18 protein-coding genes are annotated in these 24879 nt (G+C 43.7%); 5 read left to right on the top strand and 13 right to left on the bottom strand.

Annotated elements, in window-relative coordinates; all coding sequences use genetic code 11:
- Nucleotides 1–519: 519 nt before the first annotated feature.
- Nucleotides 520–1068, bottom strand: coding sequence for a D-glycero-beta-D-manno-heptose 1,7-bisphosphate 7-phosphatase (gene gmhB, locus L2717_RS12485; RefSeq protein ID WP_220774632.1), 549 nt, complete (start codon nucleotides 1066–1068; stop codon nucleotides 520–522).
- A gap of 463 nt (nucleotides 1069–1531) precedes the next feature.
- On the opposite strand from gmhB, the gene L2717_RS12480 reads away from it, so the two are divergent.
- Together L2717_RS12480 and L2717_RS12475 are read left to right on the top strand one after the other, a co-directional pair.
- A complete protein-coding gene (locus L2717_RS12480) occupies nucleotides 1532–2203 on the top strand; it encodes a GntR family transcriptional regulator (protein WP_220774631.1) in 672 nt (223 codons plus the stop codon).
- A 91-nt stretch (nucleotides 2204–2294) separates the two neighbouring features.
- Nucleotides 2295–3362, top strand: coding sequence for a ketoacyl-ACP synthase III (locus tag L2717_RS12475; protein ID WP_220774630.1), 1068 nt, complete (start codon nucleotides 2295–2297; stop codon nucleotides 3360–3362).
- Between the two features lie 125 nt (nucleotides 3363–3487).
- Here the strand turns inward: L2717_RS12475 and L2717_RS12470 are convergent, their stop codons facing one another.
- The 11 genes from L2717_RS12470 to L2717_RS12420 all read right to left on the bottom strand — a co-directional run bounded on the left by L2717_RS12470 (nucleotide 3488) and on the right by L2717_RS12420 (nucleotide 19341).
- Nucleotides 3488–4174, bottom strand: coding sequence for an exonuclease domain-containing protein (locus L2717_RS12470; RefSeq protein ID WP_220774629.1), 687 nt, complete (start codon nucleotides 4172–4174; stop codon nucleotides 3488–3490).
- A gap of 1 nt (nucleotide 4175) precedes the next feature.
- Nucleotides 4176–6023, bottom strand: coding sequence for a DUF294 nucleotidyltransferase-like domain-containing protein (locus L2717_RS12465; RefSeq protein ID WP_220774628.1), 1848 nt, complete (start codon nucleotides 6021–6023; stop codon nucleotides 4176–4178).
- A 225-nt stretch (nucleotides 6024–6248) separates the two neighbouring features.
- Nucleotides 6249–7985 (bottom strand): sodium:solute symporter family protein, encoded by a 1737-nt coding sequence (locus L2717_RS12460; RefSeq protein ID WP_220774627.1) that lies wholly within the window; start codon nucleotides 7983–7985, stop codon nucleotides 6249–6251.
- An 11-nt stretch (nucleotides 7986–7996) separates the two neighbouring features.
- Entirely contained in the window at nucleotides 7997–8263 is a 267-nt protein-coding gene (locus L2717_RS12455; protein WP_220774626.1) for a DUF4212 domain-containing protein, read from the bottom strand.
- Nucleotides 8264–8820: 557 nt separating this feature from the next.
- Nucleotides 8821–9450, bottom strand: coding sequence for a thiol:disulfide interchange protein DsbA/DsbL (locus L2717_RS12450; protein ID WP_220774633.1), 630 nt, complete (start codon nucleotides 9448–9450; stop codon nucleotides 8821–8823).
- A gap of 121 nt (nucleotides 9451–9571) precedes the next feature.
- A complete protein-coding gene (locus tag L2717_RS12445; RefSeq protein WP_246611821.1) occupies nucleotides 9572–10432 on the bottom strand; it encodes an SDR family oxidoreductase in 861 nt (286 codons plus the stop codon).
- 61 nt (nucleotides 10433–10493) lie between these two features.
- A complete protein-coding gene (locus L2717_RS12440; RefSeq protein WP_220775116.1) occupies nucleotides 10494–11693 on the bottom strand; it encodes a cyclic di-GMP phosphodiesterase in 1200 nt (399 codons plus the stop codon).
- A gap of 220 nt (nucleotides 11694–11913) precedes the next feature.
- The gene (locus L2717_RS12435; protein ID WP_220774296.1) at nucleotides 11914–12393 is read right to left on the bottom strand and encodes a DUF2919 domain-containing protein; all 480 of its coding nucleotides are present in this window, start codon (nucleotides 12391–12393) and stop codon (nucleotides 11914–11916) included.
- Nucleotides 12394–12654: 261 nt separating this feature from the next.
- Complete coding sequence (gene ligA / locus L2717_RS12430; protein WP_220774297.1) at nucleotides 12655–14712, bottom strand: NAD-dependent DNA ligase LigA; 2058 nt, start codon at nucleotides 14710–14712, stop codon at nucleotides 12655–12657.
- A gap of 85 nt (nucleotides 14713–14797) precedes the next feature.
- On the bottom strand, nucleotides 14798–15901 hold the full coding sequence (zipA, locus tag L2717_RS12425; RefSeq protein ID WP_220774298.1) for a cell division protein ZipA: 1104 nt from the start codon (nucleotides 15899–15901) through the stop codon (nucleotides 14798–14800).
- Between the two features lie 23 nt (nucleotides 15902–15924).
- Nucleotides 15925–19341, bottom strand: coding sequence for a chromosome segregation protein SMC (locus L2717_RS12420; RefSeq protein ID WP_220774299.1), 3417 nt, complete (start codon nucleotides 19339–19341; stop codon nucleotides 15925–15927).
- A 197-nt stretch (nucleotides 19342–19538) separates the two neighbouring features.
- On the opposite strand from L2717_RS12420, the gene cysZ reads away from it, so the two are divergent.
- Nucleotides 19539–20318 (top strand): sulfate transporter CysZ, encoded by a 780-nt coding sequence (cysZ, locus tag L2717_RS12415; RefSeq protein ID WP_107883196.1) that lies wholly within the window; start codon nucleotides 19539–19541, stop codon nucleotides 20316–20318.
- 175 nt (nucleotides 20319–20493) lie between these two features.
- Here cysZ and L2717_RS12410 read toward each other — a convergent pair whose 3' ends face one another.
- On the bottom strand, nucleotides 20494–21615 hold the full coding sequence (locus L2717_RS12410) for a beta-ketoacyl-ACP synthase III (RefSeq protein ID WP_076500006.1): 1122 nt from the start codon (nucleotides 21613–21615) through the stop codon (nucleotides 20494–20496).
- Nucleotides 21616–22043: 428 nt separating this feature from the next.
- On the opposite strand from L2717_RS12410, the gene cysK reads away from it, so the two are divergent.
- Together cysK and L2717_RS12400 are read left to right on the top strand one after the other, a co-directional pair.
- The gene (gene cysK, locus L2717_RS12405; protein WP_220774300.1) at nucleotides 22044–23012 is read left to right on the top strand and encodes a cysteine synthase A; all 969 of its coding nucleotides are present in this window, start codon (nucleotides 22044–22046) and stop codon (nucleotides 23010–23012) included.
- 366 nt (nucleotides 23013–23378) lie between these two features.
- On the top strand, nucleotides 23379–24377 hold the full coding sequence (locus L2717_RS12400) for a TDT family transporter (protein ID WP_248938064.1): 999 nt from the start codon (nucleotides 23379–23381) through the stop codon (nucleotides 24375–24377).
- The last annotated feature ends 502 nt before the right edge of the window (nucleotides 24378–24879 follow it).

Raw genomic sequence — 24879 nt, 5'->3', positions numbered from 1 at the left:
TGAATTCTGATTTTTTTGTTTCTGCTACAGAAACAAACTGTACATATTGCTATGAACACTCATTGTTACATTGATTTAAATTTTTGACTGCTAACCCGAAGGCTAAGCAGTTTCGATTAACTCAACACCTGTGAGTGTCCACACAGATTTGCTTGATAAATTGTTAAAGAGCATGGTTAGCAGCTTATTCAGCGCTTAACCGTTGACCCTGCTGGGTCAGTGGATGCGCATTATAGGGACGTCAGATTTTACCGCAAGCCCTTTTTCTAAAATAATGATAAAAAACGAATCAAGCGCACACTTTTTAAACTAAAAGTGTGTTTTGACGGCAATTCTATCGGTTCAGCGCTGAATTAAGAGCAAAAATGGGATTAATCCTGCTCTAGAAATGACAAGAACCAACCTATTGGTTAGCTCTTTAATGTCGTGTTAGTTACGTTTACTCAACTTTCACCCGGCAGGCTCCACTTAGAACTGCTGAGTAAGTAAAGAGTGTTCTGCTTATAAGTTGAGTTGTAATTAGCCTATGCTTTTTAAGTAAGCCGGCACATCGGCAATACTATCGAGTACCACTGTTGCATCACTGTCATCGGCAATAACCTTACCACTGCGCACTAATATGCGTGTGGTAACGCCAGCCGCTTTCGCAGCCTGCATATCTTCAGCTTTATCGCCAACCATGACAGAGAGTGCTAAGTCGATGTTTAAAAACTGTGCGGCATCATTGAGCATACCCGGCTTAGGTTTACGGCAATCACAATCGATTTTATATTCCCCGATACCTTTTTCAGCATGGTGCGGGCAATAATAGATCCCATCGAGTTCAACCCCTTTGTCAGCAAAGTTCCAGTCCATCCACTCCGTCAAGCTGTGGAATTGATCTTCGGTGTACATGCCACGGGCAATACCAGATTGATTAGTGACAACCACTAACTTGTAGCCCATTTCCTTCAACGAGAGGCAAGATTCAAACACACCTTCGATATATTCGAAGTCATCCACTTGGTGAACATAACCATGGTCTTTGTTAATCACACCATCACGGTCTAAAAATACTGCTCGACTCACTGTATTGCTCCAAAATCGCCTAAGGCGTTATCGCACTATTATTTCACTCATTAAACAAAATTGCACCGCGAAGTTCTGCTTTCGTCCTAAATTAAGCCTTCGTAATACCGAATCGAGATAGACGGGTAACCCCAAGTAATAACAATGCCTATTGCTGCGCGTATTTACCCGCTTAGACCTTACCTATTGGCTCAGGGGGTCTCACACTTATTAATTGAAGTGCATACTAAAGAATTGACTCAAGGTCGGTGATAACACGCTTAATATTATTATCGTTATTTCAGCAGTGGTGGTGTCTAACCAAGACGCTTCATATATAGGAAGAAAACTCTCAAAAACCCCGTCATTTGGGCGTTGTTAATCCGTTAGGGGCATCACTCAATCGAGCATTTTCCTTTATTTGTGGCATTTTTAACGGTAATCTTGGGCAAATAATGAAAAACACCTGAAATAGACACAAATAATGAGTAAAACCACGCCTATCGTTCACAAAACCCGCACCCAATTAGTTGTTGAAGTGCTTAGAGAGAGAATTCTTTCAGGGGACATAGCCGCAGGGGAACCGCTCAGACAAAGTGCCTTAGCTGAGGCATTAAATGTTAGTCGCATTCCGGTAAGAGAAGCATTATTACAGCTTGAAGCTGAAGGACTGGTAAAATTCGAACCTCATAAAGGTGCTACAGCAACAGTTTTATCCGTTGAGCAAGTCACCGAACTATTTGAATTACGCGCCATGATCGAAACAGATCTGCTCGAAAAAGCTATACCTCTACTTCAAGAAGCCGATTTAGAAAACGCAGAACGTGTACTCGAACAATTGGAGTCAGCCTTCAAACATGAAGATGCCGTCGCCAGTTGGAGCGAGTTGAATACGCAATTTCACACTTGCTTATATCAAGCGGCTAATCGCCCGCACACTCTTGAGGTTGTTCGCAGCCTCAATACCAATTGTGATAGATACATCCGTTTGCAGTTATTGCTCGCTGGGGGGATTCCAGCTGCAGAGCATGAGCACAGGGCATTGCTTAACTATTGCAAACTGAGAGAAATAGAAAAAGCGACGGCGCTATTGCGCCATCATATTTTGCATGCCGCAATGACAATTCGAGAACTCGTCGCCAAACAGGCGGTCTAGCTCACGGACGACCATTACTGTTGCCGATACGCTTTGTTGTTGATTCAAGGCAGCGCCCAGGTTCTGCCTTTTTTATTTGAGAGAAACCACCATGCAGTACGCCACTATCACAGGTTGGGGCAAATGTGTTCCACCAGCCACCCTAACCAATGATGATCTTGCGACCTTTATCGAAACCTCCGATGAATGGATCAAATCTCGCACCGGCATTAGCCAGCGCCATATTAGCCATGTTAACACCTCTGAACTTGCTTCTGTTGCCGCACAACGCGCGCTCGCAGCAGCAGGTATCGATGGCAGTGAAATCGATATGATCATTCTGGCCAGTGCCAGCCCAGATACATTAATCCCCAACATAGCCTCGACTGTACAAGCGAATATTGGTGCCAGTTGTGCCGCGTTTGATATCAATGCAGCTTGTAGTGGCTTCTTATATGGCTTAGGTTTAGCCAGCTCACAGATAAAGAGTGGCCAGAGCAAGAAAGTATTGGTCATTGGTGCCGAGCGTCTTTCTTTCTATTTAGATTGGTCACGCCGAGATACCGCGGTGTTATTCGGTGATGGCGCAGGCGCTGTTGTGGTTGAAGCGACAGATGTTGCTGGCGGTGTACTTGGTTATGAGCTGAATAACGATCCAGAAGGTCGTGATATTTTAAAAGCCGGTTTTGGCACCGCAATGGACAGATTCTCAGCGGAGTCATTGGACTTTTTCATTGAATTTGATGGCCAAGAAATCTTCAAGCGCGCGATTAACGGCATGAACAAATTAAGCACTAAAGTGCTTGAAAAGTGTGGCGTAGATAAAGATGAAGTGGATTTAGTGATCCCCCATCAAGCTAACGAACGCATTATCGATACCTTAGTCAGTCGGATGAAAATTCCTAAAGAAAAAGCCTTCGTTAACATCGCTAATTATGGCAATACCTCGGCAGCAACCATTCCAATTGCGATTTGTGATGCATTAGAGCAAGGCGTTATCAAGCCAAATCAAACCATACTTTCTTGCGCCTTTGGTGCAGGACTAACCTCAGCCGCACTCTTGTTGCAATGGGGCGAGCGCGTCACACCGATTAATATCAGTGATGCCGAGCTGCCACCTTGTGATAAAACAGGCATAGAGTTAGTTAAACGCGCCGTAGATTACTTTTGTAAGCCATAAGTCATGTTTGACTAACCAAAAAGCCATCTTTTGAGATGGCTTTTTTCGTTTGCGGCCTTCTATAACATAATCATTTAGACATGTAATTAATTCAGCCATGAACTGCAATGTTAAACGAGAAACGGTCAAACAGATTGATACAATACATCCGCTACGGTAAGTTTCGTACCGTCGCCCATTGCCGCTATTTGTGCCAATAACAATTCACCGCAAGCTAAAGCATCGGTCAGAGCGCTATGAGCACTATAAATGGGTAAACCATAACGTTCGCGGCAAGCGCCGAGACGCAAACTCCCCTCTTGAATGGCGGAATGCTCCCGTAGTAAACGGTGTTTTTCAAGCATTAACGTATCAATTGCCGGTAACACCATCGCTTGATGGTAAATGGTTAATAAATCCTGCTGCAGAAAACGGCAATCTAAGGGAGCATGGTGCGCTACCAACACGCGGCCATAGGTTTGATTGATAAACCACGTCATTGCCTCTTCAATCGTCACAGCCTGTACGAGATGATTATCGAGAATGCCGTGTATAGTCGCACTTTGGCCAACACTACCGCGAATTTGCACTAGCTTTTGTTCCGCACGCGCCAGAGGTATTTCACCGCGCTCAATCGGCACAAGCCCAATACTGAGTATTTGATCTTGTTGCGGATTAAGCCCTGTCATCTCCAAATCCATCGCCATCAAAGGTGCTTCGGATAACGGCATCGCTAGCAGTGGTAATAGCGATTGGTAATAACCCTTAAATAACTGATGTTGGCATCGTAATGTCCGCCAATTGAGCTGAGTCTTCATCAGCAGTGTGTTCATATTAAAAACTGCGCATAAATTTCATTTTCATCCCAGCCTGCGCCTCATGCACCACCTTAAAGGCATCTCGTAACTGATGACGAACCAGCGATGATAAATGTGCTGGCAATAAGTAATTACTCACCTTTAGCCCTTGGTTATGTTGGTAACCTTGATTTGATAACCGCATATGAGCAATAAACTCGTGAGCATCGGCCAGATTAAGTGCATCTTTACGATTAAGGATATTTGCCTCCATCAAAGCACGAATACGTTTAGCGGTATTCACCTCTTTGATCCCAGCAGACAAAGCATAAACACGGGCGATATCGTTGATCAAGGCATTACCTTTATGCTTTAAATCGATGCCTTTAACTTCGCTACCATCGCGTTCAAGCACAAATTTGCGGAAAAAGCCGAGCGGCGGTGATTCCACCAGCGAGTTGGCCGTCATACCCGCAAGGAAAATATCGTTATCGCGGGTTTGCGCCAAGACTTTATCCTGCAGCGCATCAAACAAAGTTTGTGGGCCATAAACCGAGCGCATATCAAAGAAAATACTGGCGTGCAGTAACGCCTTAGGCTCAGGTGTGATTACCCATTTTTCAAATACTTGTTGCCACTGTTTAAGCGACATTCGCCACTGAGGGTTTTGCGCCATAATGTTACCAGGACAAAACTCATAACCGCATTGGTCAAGCCCCGCGCACACCGCATGGGTTAAGGCATCGAAATAACCTTTGGCAAAATCGTCCATTTCTTCAGCGACTAAAAGGCCATTATCTTGATCCGAGCACGCCGCCTGATCTTGGCGCCCCTGCGAGCCAAACGCCAACCAACAAAAGGCCATCGGTGGCTCGCCGAGCAATTGTTGATTAAGCACGATTAAGCGCCGCGTCAGCGCATCGGTAACGGAGGTTAATACTCGGCCAATTTCTTCGGCTCTGGCATCGGCACTGATCAAGTTTTGCAACAACAGCGAAATTTGCCTACTCACATTGATTAAACTGGCCAGATCTTGCTGACGTTCAATTTCACCAATTAACAACAGCGGCTGTGAGCCCTGCCCGCGTAAAATATCGGTACTGGTCACCATGCCGAGAGTTTTATCTTGATCGATAATCGGTAAATGATGAATGTTATGCTCACTCATCAGCAACATAGCTTCAAAAATCAACGCATTCGATGAAATAGAAATCGGTGAAACCGTCATCGCTTGGTGCACAGCAATACGACCATCAAGCCCAACTGCTAATACCCGATTACGTAAATCCTTATCGGTTAAAATACCGACTAATTTGTGATTGTCCGTCACCAATAAGGACGACACTCGGCTATTGCGCATCAAAAGTGCCGCCTGATTCACGCTAGCATGGGCATCGATGATAATCGGCGTCGATGACATTAACGTGCTGACTCGACTGGTCGTGGCCAAATCTTTTGCCTTAAACCGTCCCTCGTGGCGCAGGCGTTTAGCAAACGCGCGAGTAAAAAACTTATCGAAATCGCGGCTCTCACCTCTGAGTTTATCGAACAAGGTTTGAGGTAGATGATAGACCAAACTATCTTCTAAAATAGCAACCTTATTAACCACTTTCTCCCCCGACAACAGAGTGGAAAAACCAAAAAACTCCCCTTCGCCGACTCTATCTAGCAGTACACCATCGGGATCGCGCACCTCAAAAGCGCCACTGCGCACCATATACAATTTAGGGGTATTAATATTAAAGGTGACATAGCCAGAAGCCTTACTGTAATAGCCAACCGTCACTGCCTTAGCGCAGCGCAGCAGCGCATCTTCGGCCAGAGTGTCGAAGGGCACTAACCCTTGTAGAAATTGAACGACGGGTTGTAACTCGCTGGCATTCATGACTACACCTTATTTTTAAGCAGAATTTTTACCCTTATATAGCCACTATAACCTGCATTATCGCTATGCTACATTCGACTAAAGTCAGCACAGGGTTAATTTAATTGATTCATCAAAAACGCGGCAGCACCTAGACTAAAGACTTACAACAGCTCGGCCAAAAAAGTCATAAAAAAGAGCGCAGGAGCGCTCTCTTATAATAAAACTCATCATTACATCATAAGATTAATGATCGCTGGCTTCACCTGAACCTTTAGGGAAACGAATCGATTCAACCATTTCTTGAACATGTAATGGCGTTGCAGCTGTCACTCGGCTCACTAATGCAGCTACACCAAAGTTTATGAACATGCCCACTAGACCAATTCCTTCAGGCGAAATACCGAGGAACCAGTTAGCCGCGACGTTACCCGTTGGGTCAACAAACTTGAAGTAGATGATATACCCCGCAGTAAACAGTAAACCTGTCAACATACCAGCAATAGCGCCTTCTTTGTTCATTGTCTTAGAGAAAATCCCCATGATAATCGCAGGAAACAGTGACGATGCCGCCAAGCCGAAGGCGAACGCTACTACTGCGGCCACAAATCCTGGCGGATTCACGCCAAAGTATCCCGCAATCACAATACCGACTCCCGCTGCCACACGAGCAAACATCAGCTCTTTCTTATCAGAGATATTTGGCATTAGGTTTTTCTTCAACAAATCGTGTGAAACCGACGTTGAAATCACCAATAACAAACCTGCCGATGTCGATAGTGCAGCCGCCAAGCCACCCGCAGCCACCAATGCGATAACCCACGCAGGTAAGTTAGCGATTTCTGGTGTAGCTAAAACGATAATGTCGTTATCAATCTTCATCTCGTTTTTGCTAGCAGGATCTTCAATCTTGCCTGACGAGTAGTAAATCTTACCGTCGCCATTTTTATCATCCCACTTAATTAAACCGGTTTTCTCCCAGCTTTTGATCCAATTTGGCGCAGACTCATAAGCCACACCTTTAGCATCTGGACCATTAATGGTTTCAATCATGTTCACACGGGAGAAAGCCGCTAAAGCTGGCACAGTAGTGTACATAATAGAAATAAACACTAAGGCCCAACCTGCTGAAATACGTGCATCTTTTACTTTAGGCACAGTAAAGAAACGCACGATAACATGCGGTAAGCCCGCAGTGCCGACCATCAATGCCCCAGTGATACAGAACACATCAATCATGCTCTTAGAACCATCGGTATAAGGCGCAAATCCTAATTCAGCGGAAACATTATTGAGTTTCTCTAAAAGGTATACGCCACTATTATTACCCGCAGCATCTAGCAGCTCTGCTCCAAAACCGATTTGCGGCACAACGTGGCCTGTCATCATCACAGAAAGGAAAATCGCAGGTACCATAAAGGCAAAAATCAGAACGCAATATTGGGCAACCTGAGTGTAAGTAATACCCTTCATTCCACCAAGTACAGCGTAGAAAAACACCACCGCCATACCAATATACACACCAGTGTCGACGTCGACTTCTAAGAAGCGCGAGAACACCACCCCCACACCGCGCATTTGCCCCGCAATATAAGTAAAGCAAATGAAGATAGCGCAGATAACCGCAACCGTACGCGCCGCCTGTGAGTAATAACGCTCACCGACAAAATCAGGTACCGTAAACTTACCGAACTTACGTAAATATGGTGCCATACACAGGGCCAACAATACGTAACCACCGGTCCATCCCATTAAATACACGCTGCCGTCATAACCTGTAAACGACACAATACCTGCTAGCGAAATAAATGATGCCGCCGACATCCAGTCTGCCGCCGTTGCCATGCCGTTCACAACAGGGTGAACACCACCGCCAGCAACATAGAACTCTTTAGTCGAACCTGCTCGAGTCCATATCGCGATACCAATGTAGAGCGCAAACGAGAGTCCTACAATAATATATGTGAGTGTTTGAACATCCATTTAAAAGCTCCTTAGTCTTCTTGTACGTTATATTTTTTATCTAAGGCGTTGGCTTTTGCCGCATAGACAAAAATAAGCGCAACGAATACATACATAGATCCCTGCTGTGCAAACCAGAAACCTAATTTGAATCCCATAAAATGGACTTCATTGAGTACATCAACCAATAAAATGCCGCATCCAAAAGAGACGACAGCCCAAATAGCCAATAGGAATAACACGAGACGTATATTCTCGCGCCAATAGCCTTTAGCTTTATCATTGTTTTCAAAACCCATAGTGACTCCCCTGTGCTGTTTTAATTTTAAGTCATGTTTAATCTAGCAACAGCTGGAGTGACCACAATCAAGACCTTAGTCTAATTTGCGACTAAGCTCACGACGGAGAAGTTGAATAAAAACTTAAAATCAAAGAGTTAACAATGATTTTACATTTAGATGCAGCTTCAAATATTTCAACAGGTTAGACCAATGTCGAACAAGGAACGGGGGGATTTCAGGGTATTTGCGCCAAATTAGGCGCTAAGGTGACTGAAGAGGGGCAATAAGATATTGTCTAAACTCGCAAAAAGAGTAAAACCAATAGATAAATAGTCATCTGTAATGCGTTATGGTTTGAGGTTTTAATGAAGAGTTAACTGCTGTTGTAGATACGATTCTATGCATCAACAAACGTGGCATTGGTTATTATCTTTCATCATATTGACGCGAGAGGTTTAAGATAAACCCCAACATAAAAATAACCCAACTTAGGTTGGGTTATTCAGTCGAGGCTAAAACAGGCTTATCCTCACGCTCAATTATGGTATTAGTTGAATAAATCTAAGTATTTTCAATTAATTTAATGACTTAGCGACTAAGAATTTAACTAACTCGGCCAATTCTTCAGGGCTATGGTCTGTTGAGGTCAACATATAGCGACCATTTACCAGTAATGAAGGCACGCCCTTAATACCTGAAAGTTCAGTTTGAGAGTCATAATTCATCAGGGTAAATTTAGCGTCCACAGAAGTCATTGCGGCATCCACATCATTGACTTTGGCCCCTTGCGCGATGAAAAAAGCTTTAACTTGTTCAGATGTGGTAAACGGTTCACCTTTCTCATGAATTTGCTTAAAAACAGCCAAATGCACTTGATTCGTCATCTTTAATTTTTGCGCCATATAATAGGCAAACTGGCTCAGTTCCCAAGCAGGACGCCCCACGCCAACGGGCGTACGTTCAAAAGCGATATCTTTGCCTAATAATTTCACTGTTGATGCCATTAGTGGATCTTGTTTATAACAATGAGGGCAATTATAAGAAAAAAACTCTCGCAGCACAGGTTGTTGTACTTCAGTAATATCTGTAACGGTGACGTAGTCTTTGCCCTCTTCAAAGCTTGCAGCCTGCAAAGAAAAGCTAGCAGTCAGCATTAATCCACATACAAACACGGTCATGGGTAGAACTCGATTAAACACATTCATTTGATAGTCTCTTTTTATGAGTAATTTTTTATATAAGGATTACGCCTTCGCTTAAGTCAAACTTGAAGCCAAAAGATAATCTAAAAATATCGACTTTTACCTTTAACAATAATTTACCTTTTTAGCATGCTGCAAGCATATCCAGTGGCGAAGCATACTGATAACGAAAGCCCAAATCTGTGACAATTGCGTCAGCTTGAATGACTTTACTCGGCATAGATTGTTGATTAAATTCGGGCGCAACTAAGCCTAAAGACTGTGCGGCGGCTTGATAAAATTCAGATTTGGTTGGGTGCAAAGGTGCACACAGATTATAAATCGGCGCGACGGATAATCCCGAACGCGTGGCGGCGATAATCGTACTCACTGCGCGAACACAATCATCAAGATGAACTAAATTCACTGAAATATTAGCACCACTCACGTCGGTTTTGCCCGCCAAAAAACGGCCAGGATGGCGCTTTGGACCAACAAGACCAGCAAAACGGACAATACAGGCATTGGTTTGAGCTTGGAATAAGGCTTCTGCATCGAGCAGGATTTGGCTATCACTCGATTCTGCTACGGCATCTGCTTCGGTCATTAGCTTATCTTGAGCAGGATACACACCCGTAGTGCTAATAAACACAATCCGTTGATATTGCCAACCTTGGGTTAATGCAATGAGTTGTTGTAATTCTTCAACATAAGCGGCGTTACCACGCTTTAATCGAGGCGGAATGTTCACGACTAAATAATCGGTCTGAAATAGCCCCGCTAACGCTTTAGCATCGGGCACACTTAGTGCATCACTGCCTAATTGCAGCGAATAAGCTTCTATCCCTGCTGTAGTTAATTCTGAAAGTTCATCCACACTGCGCTTACAACCTGTCACTCTGTAACCCTCATGGACCAGCTGTTTTGCTAAGGCAAAGCCAAACCAACCACAACCGACTAAGGCTACACTTTGTGCTAGCGCACCGTTTTTTGCTGTTACATTCACCCTATTCATCCTATGAAAGCCAAAAATCAAAGAATAGAATACGGAATTTAGTGCATAAGGTTCAAGTTTGAAGCGAACTAAAATAAAAACTAATGCCTTTATCGACTTGCAAGCTCCGAATAGCTCCTTCGGTTAGCTCTTCTGCTTTAATTGCCTGTTGAATGGTTACACCTTCGTGGATCAAAAAACGCAGCGTGGCATCACTTCCATCTTCTTTGCAAGCCCACACTTGCGGTTGACTGACCTCTTTTGTCGTCATAATCACTTTTGCAATACAACCATCAGACAATTTGACTATGGTGCCTGGTGGATAAATGCCTAGTATTTTAACTAATACTGAAATTAAGGATTCTGCATGTTTACTGGCATGATTTTTAAACAGAAAACCTAAAGCAATTTGGGGAGACATTATCTGTTGACCACTAAGCTGCTGATCGTAATCATTCGCTAAGCTCACAATTTGAGTGGTGATCGGGATCTTATTGCCTGTTAAACCATCAGGAAAACCCGAGCCATCTACAAACTCATGGTGATGTAATACGATATTAAGCACTTCCTTAGGAAATAGTCCGCAACGATTAAGCATATCAAAGCCGAAATTAGGGTGCATTTGTATGAAATTGATTTCTTGTGGTGTTAAAGCGCCATGCTTGCGGCGGATAGCCTCTGGAATTTTGAGTTTACCAATATCGTGAAATAAGCTACCGAGGGCAATATCACCTAATTCTTTGGGGGCTAAATCAAGGGCATGACCTATCATCATCGCCAATACTGCCACTGAAACCCCGTGCTGGGTCACGCTCACCTCTTTCTCATCCATCCCCACTAAGGTAAGAAAAGGTGTGTCGACTTCTTGTAAATGACTTAATAGGTCTTGTGCTAGTACGGCCGATAATCGATAAGCCCCTTCGGGATCGCTGACGACTTTACCGTAAACATCTCGGCAATTATTCACACTCATTAAAAAACGCTTCTGACTTAAGCGTATCGCCTTACGAGTATCAGCCTTGAGATCCCGCTCAGGTTCGATGTCTATCTCATCTTCGGTATCAGCTTTAGCAATATTCGGTTTGGTATTCGATTCAGACAATAAAAAAACGTAAGTAACCCCTAGCCCACGGATCATCTCGATTTGAGCGTCACTATTGACCTCTACACGGTTAAATAAAAAGGGATGATTAGTCCACGACAAAGGCAACTTGACTGTCATGCCAAGCTGAAGTTCTGATAGTAATAACTTTTTTTGAGGTACTTTTGCCACGCAATATGACTCCTTCCAAATGTGATGTTATCGAGTAACTGATGACATCATCAATTAATCGAGCCTGCACATTTAAGCTAAGTACATATAACTATAGATTATTTAAAAAAATTGAACCGCCAAATAAAGGCATAATGTAGATTGAATAGAGGGTAAGATATATAACGCCTAACGTAAAAATGACTAAAGGCAATAATAACAACAACTTAGTGGATTACTATTAAAGTTTGGTTTTATCTTCTTTAGTCCAATCATTAAGGTAATAACTCAGTCGTTTCGATTTGAGTAGGTATATGCTGGACCAGAACAGCATCAAAGCATCTAAAGCTAAGCTCCAATGAAACAAAAACTGACTGTGAAGTAATCTTTGTCCGAGCAAGACAGCATCAAGCACTAATAATAACCACAATCCCCACTTCAAATGCACAAAAACTGGTATTAACCAATGGGGCGAACGGCGACGCTCAGCAATCACCACCAGATAAATCAATACGGCGCCCAGCCCTGCTGCCAGTGCCAGTAAAAAATCTGATTTTTCGGGATAAAAAATCCTTACCAACCCAGAGCGGTCACTCATTTGAGTCAGCGATGCAATAAAAATGCACCAACCGCGAGCAAGGTAAGCCAATAGAATATAGAGAAATATCGGCGGTTTAATATGCCCTTTGTCATCGAGCCAAGTGATGTGACTAAAATTCAAATTGATTTCCAATGAGCAAAAAACAGCATATATATGTTAATCATGATGGTGGCAACCGCAGCAAATTCAATCGTGTACGCCATAATATTGGCCGTATTTTTATACATTTCAAACGGCTAAAAATAGTTCTTTATGAAAAGTTTGTTAAAAAGAGTTCTTTGAAAATAGCGCCTTAAAACAAAGCACTATTTTAATACCTAACAATTAATAAAGTTTAACCCATAAAAATGCTCAGCCAAACGACCTTTCCGCTCACAACCATCAAGCATTAGCGGCTAAGAGTGCTAAAAGACCCTCTTCATCAATCACTTTCACCCCGAGCTCTTGTGCTTTAGCAAGCTTTGAACCTGCAGCCTCACCCGCCACTAAGCAATCGGTATTTTTTGACACACTGCCAGCGACTTTCGCCCCCAGTGCCTGCAGTTGGGCTTTAGCGTCATTACGATTGAGCTGATTTAAGGTACCCGTTAACACCCATGTTTGACCTTTAAGCGGCTGCGCATCTAAACTTGGCGCTTCAATCGCGGGCCAATGCACTCCAGCTGCAATTAAGGCATCGATAACTTCAAGATTATGGGGCTGGGCAAAAAAGTGGGCCACATGTTGGGCGACAACAGTACCAACGTCTTCTACTGCAGTTAACTGCTCAACGGTGGCAGCACGCAAAGCCTCTAAACTGGCAAAATGCGCGGCAAGGTTTGCCGCCGTTGCTTCGCCAACTTCGCGAATACCTAAAGCATACAAAAAACGCGCGAGCGTGGTCGTTTTGGCCGCTTCAATTGCAGCGGCTAAATTGGTTGCCGATTTCATGCCCATGCGGTCAAGCATCGTCATCATAGAGGCGTTGAGCTTAAACAGATCGGCCGGACTTTGAACTAACTCTTTATCAATCAGTTGCTCGACAACCTTATCGCCCATGCCATCAATATCGAGTGCCTTACGCGAAGCAAAATGCTTGATCGCTTCTTTACGCTGCGCCTCGCAGAATAATCCACCGCTACAGCGAGCCACCGCCTCACCTTCAAGACGCTCGACTAAACTGCCACACACAGGGCAATTATGCGGAAATACAATGTCAGTCGCCGTTTCAGGACGTCTTTCAGGCACTATGGCAACAATTTGCGGGATCACATCACCGGCGCGGCGAATAATGACGGTATCGCCGACTTTAATACCTAAACGAGCAATTTCATCGGCATTGTGTAATGTGGCGTTTGATACAGTTACGCCACCCACAAACACCGGCTTTAAACGTGCGACTGGCGTAACAGCGCCCGTACGCCCCACTTGAAAATCAACCCCTTCAAGTACGGTCATTTCTTCTTGCGCTGGGAATTTGTAAGCTATTGCCCAACGTGGAGATTTTGCCACAAACCCTAACGTTTGCTGCTGGGCAATATCATTAACCTTCATCACCACACCGTCGATTTCAAAGGCTAAATCACTGCGGCGAGTTAAAATATCTTTATAGTAGTCATAAACTTGGCTTAACTTAGCGCAAACCTTTACTTCACTACTTACCGGTAAGCCCCAAGATTTAAGCTGCTGTAATTGCTCGAAATGGGTTTTACCTAGTCGATGAGAACTTGGCTCAACGACGCCCAAGGCGTAAGCATAAAAAGCCAAAGAGCGCGCCGCGGTAATTTTACTATCAAGCTGACGTAAGCTTCCTGCGGCCGCATTGCGCGGGTTAACAAACAGCTTCTCATTTTTAGCCCGCGCCCTCTCGTTGAGTGCCTCAAAGGCTGCTTTAGGCATAAAAGCCTCGCCGCGCACTTCAACCAGTTCAGGATAATCTTGACCACGCAATTTAAGCGGTATCGATTTGATGGTTTTCACATTTTCGGTAATATCTTCACCGACGCTACCATCGCCGCGGGTCGCCGCTCGCTCAAGCACCCCATTGCGGTACAAGATACTCACGGCAAGACCATCCAATTTTGGCTCACAGCAAAAACTCACATCACCGACTTTATCAGTAACACGTTTATGGAATGCACTGAAATCGGCTTCGTCGAAAGCGTTATCTAAGCTCAACATAGGTTTGAGATGGGTTATCTGAGCAAACTTTGCCAGCGCCATCCCGCCCACTCTTTGAGTCGGTGAATCAGCAGAAATCAAATGCGGATATAGCGCCTCTAATTCCAGTAAACGCTGCATCAACCTATCGTACTCAGAATCTGTGATGCTTGGGGCATCATCCACATAGTAACGAATATTGTGCTCGTTCAGTGATTGGCTAAGGGCCTGCATCACCTGCGGCGCATTTTCAGCGGTTACTGTGTCAGAAAGGAGTTTATCGAGTTGAATGTCTTGCATAGGTTTATCCAGATTTTTAAATCACAAAAGTAGACTGCAACAAATGAGGCCGCGATTGCGGCCTCATTTATACATTAATGTCGTTTTAGGCGTTAGCGCGAATACGGTGTAAGTAGTCTTGCTTTGTAAACTCGCCCCAAGGTAAACGCTGGCCGTCCAGCACAACCGCATCGATATCATCTGCAAGTTGACGGGCAGAATTAAGCATAATAGAAAAATTCATTAAAGCGTCACCATAACAAGGTAAGGTCATAAAAAACACCACACCTTGAGTCGTAAACTGCTCCATGTTATCGGGATCAAATACGCCCGGCTTTAACATGTTCGCGATCGAGAATAATACTTCACCGTTACCTGCGTTATCCACATGGCGGTGGAAAATATTCATATCGCCATATTTAAAATTTAAGGTTAAGAAACATGGTAGTAGTTCAGCGCCGTTTAGTTGTAGGCCATCTTTTGCAACAACATGCAAAACTAATACGTCACGTGGCTCGCCTAAACTCTCTTCAGCAACCGGCTTAACTGCCGCAGGTTTTTGAACAACAGTTTCTTGAACAGTAGGTTCTTGAATCGTATCTATATCATCGGACTCATCAAATAGAGCCGTTTGCTGCGGAGCGGTGTGCTTGGCATATTCTTGTTCTGCCGCCTTTTGCGCCACAATGGCTGCATGGGATTGACCCATTAACGGCGCTTGCGTGTTAACAACGGGCTCTTGGCGCGACACTTTTGGACCACGGTGCTGTTCTTTTGCCACCGGAGACTGCAAGCTAAAATCGCTCTGAGCTTGCATAGGCTCGTGTATCGCTTGCGTTGTTAATTCTGCTTTAAATCCTGCAGGTTTAAGCTCTGCAAATTTTACTTCTGGCGATTTAAATTCAGGCTTAGGCTCTAGCTTTACATCCTGTTTTAAATAGGGGTTCGCTGCGGGAACCTCATTATTAGGCGATAACTCACCCGCCTTGCGAACTCGCACTGAGCCTATCCCATCGGCATCAAATCCTTCAGAATCGATTCGCTTAGGCTGTGGTTCACCTGATTCTGACTGCTTTTTATAAAAATTGCCCATGGGGCTATCTTTCAATGATTTAGGCTGTTGTTTCCTGATAGACCAAAATCCATGCACCAGCACAGCAACTATGGCGATGGCGCCTAAAACGAATAATACCAGTTGCAAATCTTCCATTGGTTACCCTGTTTTTCTTCTAGTTATCCAGCGTCAGCCATTGCCACCGCTTGCTCTATGTCTACCGCGACTATACGAGATACACCTGGCTCGTGCATAGTCACGCCTATGAGTTGATCAGCCATCTCCATGGTTATTTTGTTATGGCTGATATATATAAATTGTACGCTTTGTGACATTTCTTTCAGTAATCGACAGAAACGTTCCACGTTGGCATCGTCTAAAGGCGCATCCACTTCATCTAACATACAGAAGGGAGCAGGATTCAGCCTAAAAATAGCAAATACCAATGATAAAGCGGTTAATGCTTTTTCTCCACCCGAAAGAAGATGGATTGTACTGTTCTTCTTACCCGGTGGCTGCGCCATAATGGTGACGCCGGTTTCCAGTAAATCATCATCGGTTAAGGCTAAATATGCCCGACCACCACCAAATACTTTCGGGAACAAGCGTCCGAGATCTTCGTTGACTGAATCGAATGTCGTCTTAAAACGGCTTCGGGTTTCTTTGTCTATCTTACGAATCGCTTCCTCTAGCGTAGCAAGCCCTTTATTTAAATCGTCATCTTGATGATCAAGATAGGATTTTCGCTCACTTTGCTGTTCAAATTCTTCGATCGCCGCAAGGTTAATGGCACCTAAGTGAATAATTTTTTGCCTAATTTGATCTAAATCACGCTGCCACAGGTCTGGGTTAGCCTCACCCAGCAGGTTTTCAATAATTTCAGACAATACAATTTGCTGTTCTTGCAAAGCTTCAAGCTGGCTATTGGCCTGACCTTTTATGCCTTCACGACGTAACTTTAACGTGCTGAGCTTTTGAGTCAAGCCCTCAAGCTTACCAAGTTCTTGTTTTTGCTTTATTCCTATACTATTTAATGCATCAGTAAGAGAACTTTGTTGTTGTCTGACGTCTTTTAATCCCTGTTGCTGTTGATGCTGTTGTTTGAGTAACTGTGCTAATTGCTCCGTCAGTTGCACACTATTTTGCACACCGTTCAACTGAGCAATTTGAGCCAGTTCGGCTAATAGTGTTTCACGAGAATGAATCAATTCATTAACGCGAACTTGCTGTAATTCAATTTGTTCCGTACTCACCGCAATGCGCATAGTTACGGTTTGCAGACTTACGGCTAGCGTCGATAGCTGACGCTCAACCTCAGTCATGCGTGTTTTTAATGTTTGATGGCGCGCACTATCGGCTTGTGAGTCTTGGCTGAGCTGTTGCTGAATATCGATACTCGTCTGCAGGGCCTCATCGAGTTCGACCTCTTGTTCGGTTAATAGTTCTAAATGTGCAGACAAACCCTCAACTTCTGCCACGCTACGGCTTAACATAACCTCAAGTTTGCTTAACTGTTCCGCTCGCGCGGTTGATTGCTCAGTTAAGCTGCTGAGCTGCATCGACTTAGTGGCTTTGTCTAACTGTAATTGATGACGTTTTTGCGCGCCGTCGGTCAATTGTTGTTTTTTCTGCTGCAACATTGCCGCAAGTTCTGTCATCACAGCTTGCTGCTTATGCAAATCTTGTTGTAAATCGAGGATATTTTGCGCTAACTGAGTTTGCTCTTTACTGAGCTGCACCAGTGACTGGCCGCCCTCTATCTTACTGATTAAAAAGCCTTGCCCCAGTAGATAACCATCGGCAGTGACAATCCGTTCATCATCTTTTAGCTTGGGTAGCAGTTGCTTAGCCGCATGGATATCTGTTACCCACTTAAGACCGGTTAACCAAGGCGCGAGATTGACCTTAGCCTGCAAAAACTTACTCTTGGTTGATTGCAACCCCAACGCCTGAAAACCTATTTCGGTTTCAGCTACGCCTACAGGCAAGGTCAACAATCCATTCAAGGCCAGTTCGGCGGCAGTTTCCCAACCATTTTCAACGGTTAAACTTTGCCATAACTGCGGCTTATCGCTTTGTTGCTCCTGCTTTGCTAACCACTGTTCAACCAATTCATGGCGTGCTTTAGTCGCGGTTAATTGCTGCTGAATTTGTTCGGCGCCGTGGCGGGCTTCATCTAAGGCTTGCGTATTTGCACTTACCAAAGCTTCTTGTTGCTGGTTAGCCTCAATTTGCAGTGCAAGCGCATTGTGAAGACCGTCAATCTCCTGCTCAAGTAGTGCAATGTTCGATGGCAAATCACTATCCAGCAAGGCCGTGAGTTGTATTCGTTGTTCACTGCTTTGCTGCTGTTTTTGCTGTAATAATTGCTGCTGATGCGCTAACTGACTGCGGCGCAGCTCAAGCTGCAACTTATTTTGTGCAACCTCAACCGCCTGTTGACGCGCAACTTCAGTTTGTTGCTGGCTATGCTCTAGACTCATGTCCCATTGGGATTGCAGCTCATCGATGATTTCTTGCTGCTCATCATGCTGCGGCCCAAGCGAAGCAAGCTCAAACTCTAATCCACTAAGACTCGCTTTATAGCCGTTGAGCTTGTCAGTATTTTGTAGGATTTGGTTTTTCACTTGGCTTAATTGGGTTTCAAGCTGAGCATCGCGCTGCTGTTGATTTTGTAATTGTTGTTCTAACTTGGCGATGTCGGTGCCGGTCAGATAATAGGTTTCGACCGCACGTTGTTCTTGCTCAGCTAATTGCGCAAGCTGTACTTGTAGCTCAGTTGTTTGCAGCTCATCGGTTTGCGCTAATGACTGCGCTGCAGCTTGCTGTACTTCGATGCTACTTATCTGCTCAGATAAGCTCGTCATTTGCGTTTGCAGCTCTTGATAACGCATCACCAGAAGTTCAGCATGGGTCTTACGCTCGGCCTGCTTCAACTCGCGGTATTGCTTAGCAGCCGTGGCTTGTTGCGCTAACTTATCAAGCTGCTTACCTAGCTCACTGCGAATATCTCCCAAGCGTTCGAGGTTTTCACGGGTATGGCGGATACGATTTTCAGTTTCGCGGCGACGCTCCTTGTACCGAGAAATCCCTGCGGCTTCCTCAATAAAAGTACGTAAATCTTGCGGTTTTGATTCAATCAGCCGTGAAATCGTGCCTTGTTCAATAATCGCATAACTACGGGGGCCAAGGCCTGTGCCCATAAATAAATCGGTAATATCCTTACGGCGACACTTTTGACCATTGAGAAAATACCAAGACTCGCCATCGCGGCTGACTTGGCGTTTAACGGCAATTTCTTCATAACTGGCATATTGACCCGCGAGGCGACCGTCTTTGTTTTCAAAAATGAGTTCAACACCCGCCATAGAGACAGGTTTGCGTGCGCTTGAACCGTTAAAAATCACATCGCTCATCGAATCGCCACGTAGATTTTTAGCCGAGCTTTCGCCCAGTACCCAGCGCACGGCATCAATTACGTTCGATTTACCACAGCCATTTGGGCCAATAATAGCGGTTAATGCCTGCAAAAAAGGAATTTTTGTGCTATCAACAAATGACTTAAAGCCGGCAAGTTTTATCTGTTTTAATCTCATGGTGCCAGTGATTACGTCTCTGAAGTTTGGCCTAAAAATGGCCTAAGTGGTGCAAATGCATTCTGTGGCTAACTTTAACAAAGCGAGCGGCATTTTGTAACGCTTTTTATTGAATTCATGCGGTTTTTAGCTTGTTATCTGACGATGAGTTGCTCACAATCGCAGTTATCTGTATCTCAACTTTTTGGAAAGACAATATGACACAGAAAACCACCGCTCCCTTCCCCGTTAAAAGTGGTGTTAACTACTTTTTTGATGGTTTTAGTTTAATCAAACGCAAGGGCTTACGGACTTTCGTATTTATCCCGTTAATGATTAACCTACTGCTATTTGCCGGCGTCATTTATGTAGCAATAGGCCAGCTAGATACGCTATTCACTTGGATGAATGCGCAAATCCCTGACTATTTGAGTTGGTTAAATTTTTTACTCTGGCCGCTCGCCGTGACCACCATGCTGGTAATGCTCGCCTTTGTGTTTAGCTCAGTGATGAACTGGCTCGCCGCCCCGTTTAACGGCTTATTAGCGGAGAAAGTCGAGCAGTTATTAACCGGTAAGCCACTGAACACCGGCTCAGGTATCGATTTAATCAAAGATTTGCCACGTATTTTGGGCCGAGAATGGATAAAGCTTAAATATTATATCCCCCGGGCACTGGTATTTTTGTTGCTGTTTTTAGTACCGATGGTGGGACAAACGCTAGCACCGATTTTATGGTTCCTGTTTAGCGCTTGGATGATGGCGATTCAGTACTGCGATTATCCCTTTGATAACCATAAAGTCAGTTTTAAGGATATGCGCTTTGCGTTGAATCAAACCCGTGGTACCAGCTTTAGTTTTGGCGCCACAGTGACATTATTTTCGATGATCCCTATTGTGAACTTTATTGTGATGCCCGTTGCCATTTGTGGCGCGACCGCCATGTGGGTGGATAAGTACCGCGAAACCTATCGAAACGCCGCCATTGCGCCAGAGTAAGTGACGGATAAAATAACAAAAAAGCCTCTATGGGAGTATATAGTAGAAACTATGTTTATTCGCATGTAAGTGAGTGAATAACTATATATAACAATTGAGGCTTTTTTTATTTCTACACATTTTATTTATACTTTCTACACATAAAGTGAAAACTGTTTACGCTCGGCTCGGTGCATTAGCTCTTTTGTAAAATAATGCTGCCGATAGAATATCCCGCACCAAACGAGCTCAACAAACCTAAATCACCCGCTTTAAAGTCGCTAGAGTATTTATGGAACGCAATCACAGAACCCGCAGATGCAGTATTGGCGTATTCATCTAATACCACTGGCGCTTGTTCTGGTGACACATCGTCCCCTAACAGTTTTTTCACCACAAACTGATTCATATTGATATTAGCTTGATGCAACCATAAACGCTTAAAGGACTGCGGCGTTAATGCTTGTTCTGCCAAATGCTCATCCAGATGCTGATAAATCATCGGCAGCAATTCTTTAAACACTTTGCGACCTTGTTGATGGAACAGTTTGTCGGCTTGATGGGCAGCACTGGGATCGCAACGATTCAAGAAACCAAAATTACTGCGGATATTGTTTGAGTAATCCGTAAAACAGCGGCTTGAGAGGATTTTAAATACATTGTCCGACTGCGCTAAACTTTGCTCTTCTAACACTAACGCTGTTGCTACATCTCCAAAAATGAAATGGCTATCACGGTCACGATAATTCACCTGCGCCGAGCAAATTTCAGGGTTTATCACTAATACTCTTGAGGCTGAACCCGTGGCAATGGCATTCGTCGCCGCAACAATGGCAAACGTCGCCGATGAACAAGCCACCTGCATATCGTAACCGTAACCACGAGTGCCTAACGCACGTTGAATTTCAATCGCCATTGCGGGATAGGCGCGCTGCGTATAAGCGCAGGCAACAATCACTAAATCAATCTGCTCCGCCTTAAGATTGGCATTGTTAAGCGCCATCAATGCCGCTTCAACCCCAATTTCAGCCTGCATAGATAATTCGTCGCTGCTGCGCTCTGGGATCAAGGGCATCATCACCTCAGGATCGAGAATACCTTCTTTCACCATCACATAGCGGTGCTTAATGCCTGAGGCTTTCTCAATAAATTCACTTGATGAATAAGATAAAGCTGCCACATGGCCTTGCTCAATTGAGCCAGCATTTTCAAGATTAAAAATATCCACGTAGGCGTTGAAACTCTCAACCAAGGCGGCATTTGAAATACTGTGGGGCGGCGTAAATAAGCCACTTCCCGAAATCACGACTTGTTTCATAGATGCTCCAAACGGGTGCTTGTTATAAGTTGAGCAGCAATAGCATCACTCGTAGGCACTGGCATGATCTTAATATGCTGCCATAATGTGCAACCTATGCTTGCTGCTATAATCGTTACTTTTTAGCTATTTGTGCTAAGTCTATCACGATTATTGAAGATTCTTATCTTGGAACTGTTGTCGACTAATCTCCCCCAATAGCCATGTTCAGTAAACTAACGCGTACATCTGTCTGTTACTCTTTAAAATGCAACAATACTTTGTTATCGGTAAAATAATGGCACAGTATAAACAGGCTACCAATCAGGCTTAGCGAATAACAGCACATGCTTTAATAACTAAATAGCATAACGAAGAACAAACAATCACTTCTAAAAATACTACAGCCGATTATGATTCAATAGTGAAAACATAGGAGCAAGCAATCCATGAGCAAAATTTTCGAAGATAATTCATATACTATTGGTAATACTCCGTTAGTACGTTTAAACCGTGTTAGTCAAGGTAACGTACTGGCCAAAGTCGAAGCACGCAACCCAAGTTTCAGTGTGAAATGCCGTATCGGTGCGAATATGATTTGGGATGCCGAGAAAAAAGGCCTGCTCACTAAAGATCATGAACTGATCGAACCTACATCGGGTAACACGGGTATTGCGCTGGCCTATGTTGCTGCAGCTCGTGGTTACAAATTAACCCTAACAATGCCAAATACCATGAGTTTAGAGCGCCGCAAGCTGCTCAAAGCACTTGGTGCGAATGTTGTGCTGACAGAAGGCGCAAAAGGCATGAAAGGAGCAATTGATAAAGCTGAAGAAATTCGTCAATCAGCTCCTGAAAAATACATTGTACTACAACAATTTAACAACCCGGCAAACCCAGAAATACATGAAAAAACCACAGGTCCAGAAATCTGGAATGATACCGATGGTGAAGTAGATGTGTTTGTTGCAGGTGTGGGTACTGGCGGCACTATCACGGGTGTAAGCCGTTACTTGAAAAGAGTAGCGGGCAAAACCATCACTACCGTTGCCGTTGAACCAACGGATTCACCTGTTATTGCGCAAACATTGGCAGGCCAGCCTATTCAACCTGGACCACATAAAATCCAAGGTATTGGTGCAGGCTTTATTCCTGGCAACTTAGATTTAGAGTTGATTGACCGTGTTGAAGCCGTCACCAACGATGAAGCCATTGAGATGACACGTCGTTTAATGGTTGAAGAAGGTATTTTAGCGGGTATCTCATCTGGCGCTGCGGTAGTGGCTGCCAATAAGATTGCCGCATTACCTGAGTTTGCGGGTAAAACAATTGTGGTTATTCTACCATCTGCTGCAGAACGTTACTTATCAACTGTGTTATTCCAAGGCCAATTTGGCGACGAAGAAAATATCCAGTAATCAATACTTTATTGCCCTAATCTACCCAGCTTCGGCTGGGTAGATTATTGTTGCTATTCGATTAAGTAACCTTAACTCGGAATAAGATTAATCAGTTACCCCAGCCACTATCCCACGAGCAGGTGAAGTAAACTCTCACCTAAAGAAGTGTTAGCCGTACTACATCAAGCTAAATGGTATGCCTAAATTAACCATCTCGATTTAGGGTACATAACTGCACGACAACCCTAATCAGTAAATAAAATTTAACCAACGAATAATATAAATCAAATTTTCTTACCATTGATACCCTTCGTATAATCACTATATCAAAACAGCGCTCCTATCGAAGCTATGTTAAGCAGTTGGTATTGAGAGGGTTTTAAAATGACTTCAAGACGCAAACACTGGACATCACAGGCCGCTAAACTTCCCAGCCCTATTGCAGGACTCGCACTCGCTATTGCCAGCTTAGGTTGGACTTGGGAGAGCATGACGCCTTCACTTAATGGCGCAGGTCAAGTCACAGGGGCAATCATTGCTTCCATTTTCCTGTTACTGCTCATGGGTAAATTCGTACTGCATACAAATATTTTAAAAGAAGAGCTCAGCCATCCAGTGATTGGTAGCGTGATCCCTACTTTCGCCATGGGGTTGATGGTGGTATCTAAATCATTGGGCGACTATTTTCCTAATACAGGCTTAGCATTATGGCTTACTGCCATCGCTATTCACCTTATCTTCTTAGGTGCATTTATCTACTATCGTGCCATTGATTTTAAACTCGAACACATGGTGCCCAGTTGGTTTGTGCCCCCTATTGGTATTATCGTCGCGGCGGTATCTTTTCCCGTATCGGATTACCAATGGCTAGTAAATGCTATTTTAATTTTTGGTATGTTGTCTTACTTAGTCATGCTGCCTTTAATGCTCTATCGGCTTATTTTCTGTCAAGCGATACCCGATGCGGCTAAACCCACTATTGCGATTCTGGCGGCCCCAGCGAGTTTGTCACTGGCGGGTTATCTGACGGTGTGCGAACACCCCTCGATTCCTTTAGTGGCCTTACTGCTCAGTGTCGCTATTTTGATGACTAGCGTTATCTACTTGGCTTTCTTTCATCTATTTAAATTACCTTTTAGCCCTGGCTACGCCGCATTTACCTTCCCAATGGTTATCGGAGCGACGGCACTTTTTAAAACCATAACCTGGTTAGCGCAATTTAGTAATATGGGTGAGTTAGCCGCATGGTTAAAATACTTAGCGGAATTCGAACTGGTGATCGCGACCTTAGTGGTTGTCTATGTCGCACTACGCTATTTAGCACACTACTTCCCGCTGCAATTTAAAACGATGGAAAAAACAGCAATATTAAGCAGTAAATAACTAAATTTAAATAGGACTAATTCTATTCAATAATTTATCACTTGATAGACATGCTTGATGCAACAATGAAAATTAGTGATTTATATTCATTGCTACATGTCATTAAACATACGTTCATAATAATAAAATAGTCATTACTCTACAGCCTTAATTATTAAAAAAACCTGGATATACAATAAAAAACTCACCTCGACATAATTTAAAAAACGCAATAAAAATAGACCTTGAACAATCTAGAAACGTTACAAAAAACAAAATTCAGCAATAAAATAAAAACAAAAAAGCAGAGTGCTAGTTTAGCACTGCCACCGCCACTAAATAAGCATGACCTAATTTTAAAGGCTAATTTTAAAAGCAAAAAAACATTTTAATTTACATTTAACAAACATATTGACTTGTGTTTACAATATTGCATTTATGATGCCGTTATGGTTATATCCACCCAAAATTTAAATATGCTCCAAATTAATTCAAATCACGAATTTGGATATGTATTTACGCC

Source organism: Shewanella glacialipiscicola, from assembly GCF_023283485.1.
Classification (GTDB): domain Bacteria; phylum Pseudomonadota; class Gammaproteobacteria; order Enterobacterales; family Shewanellaceae; genus Shewanella; species Shewanella glacialipiscicola.
This window is presented reverse-complemented; position numbering and strand designations above follow the sequence as displayed.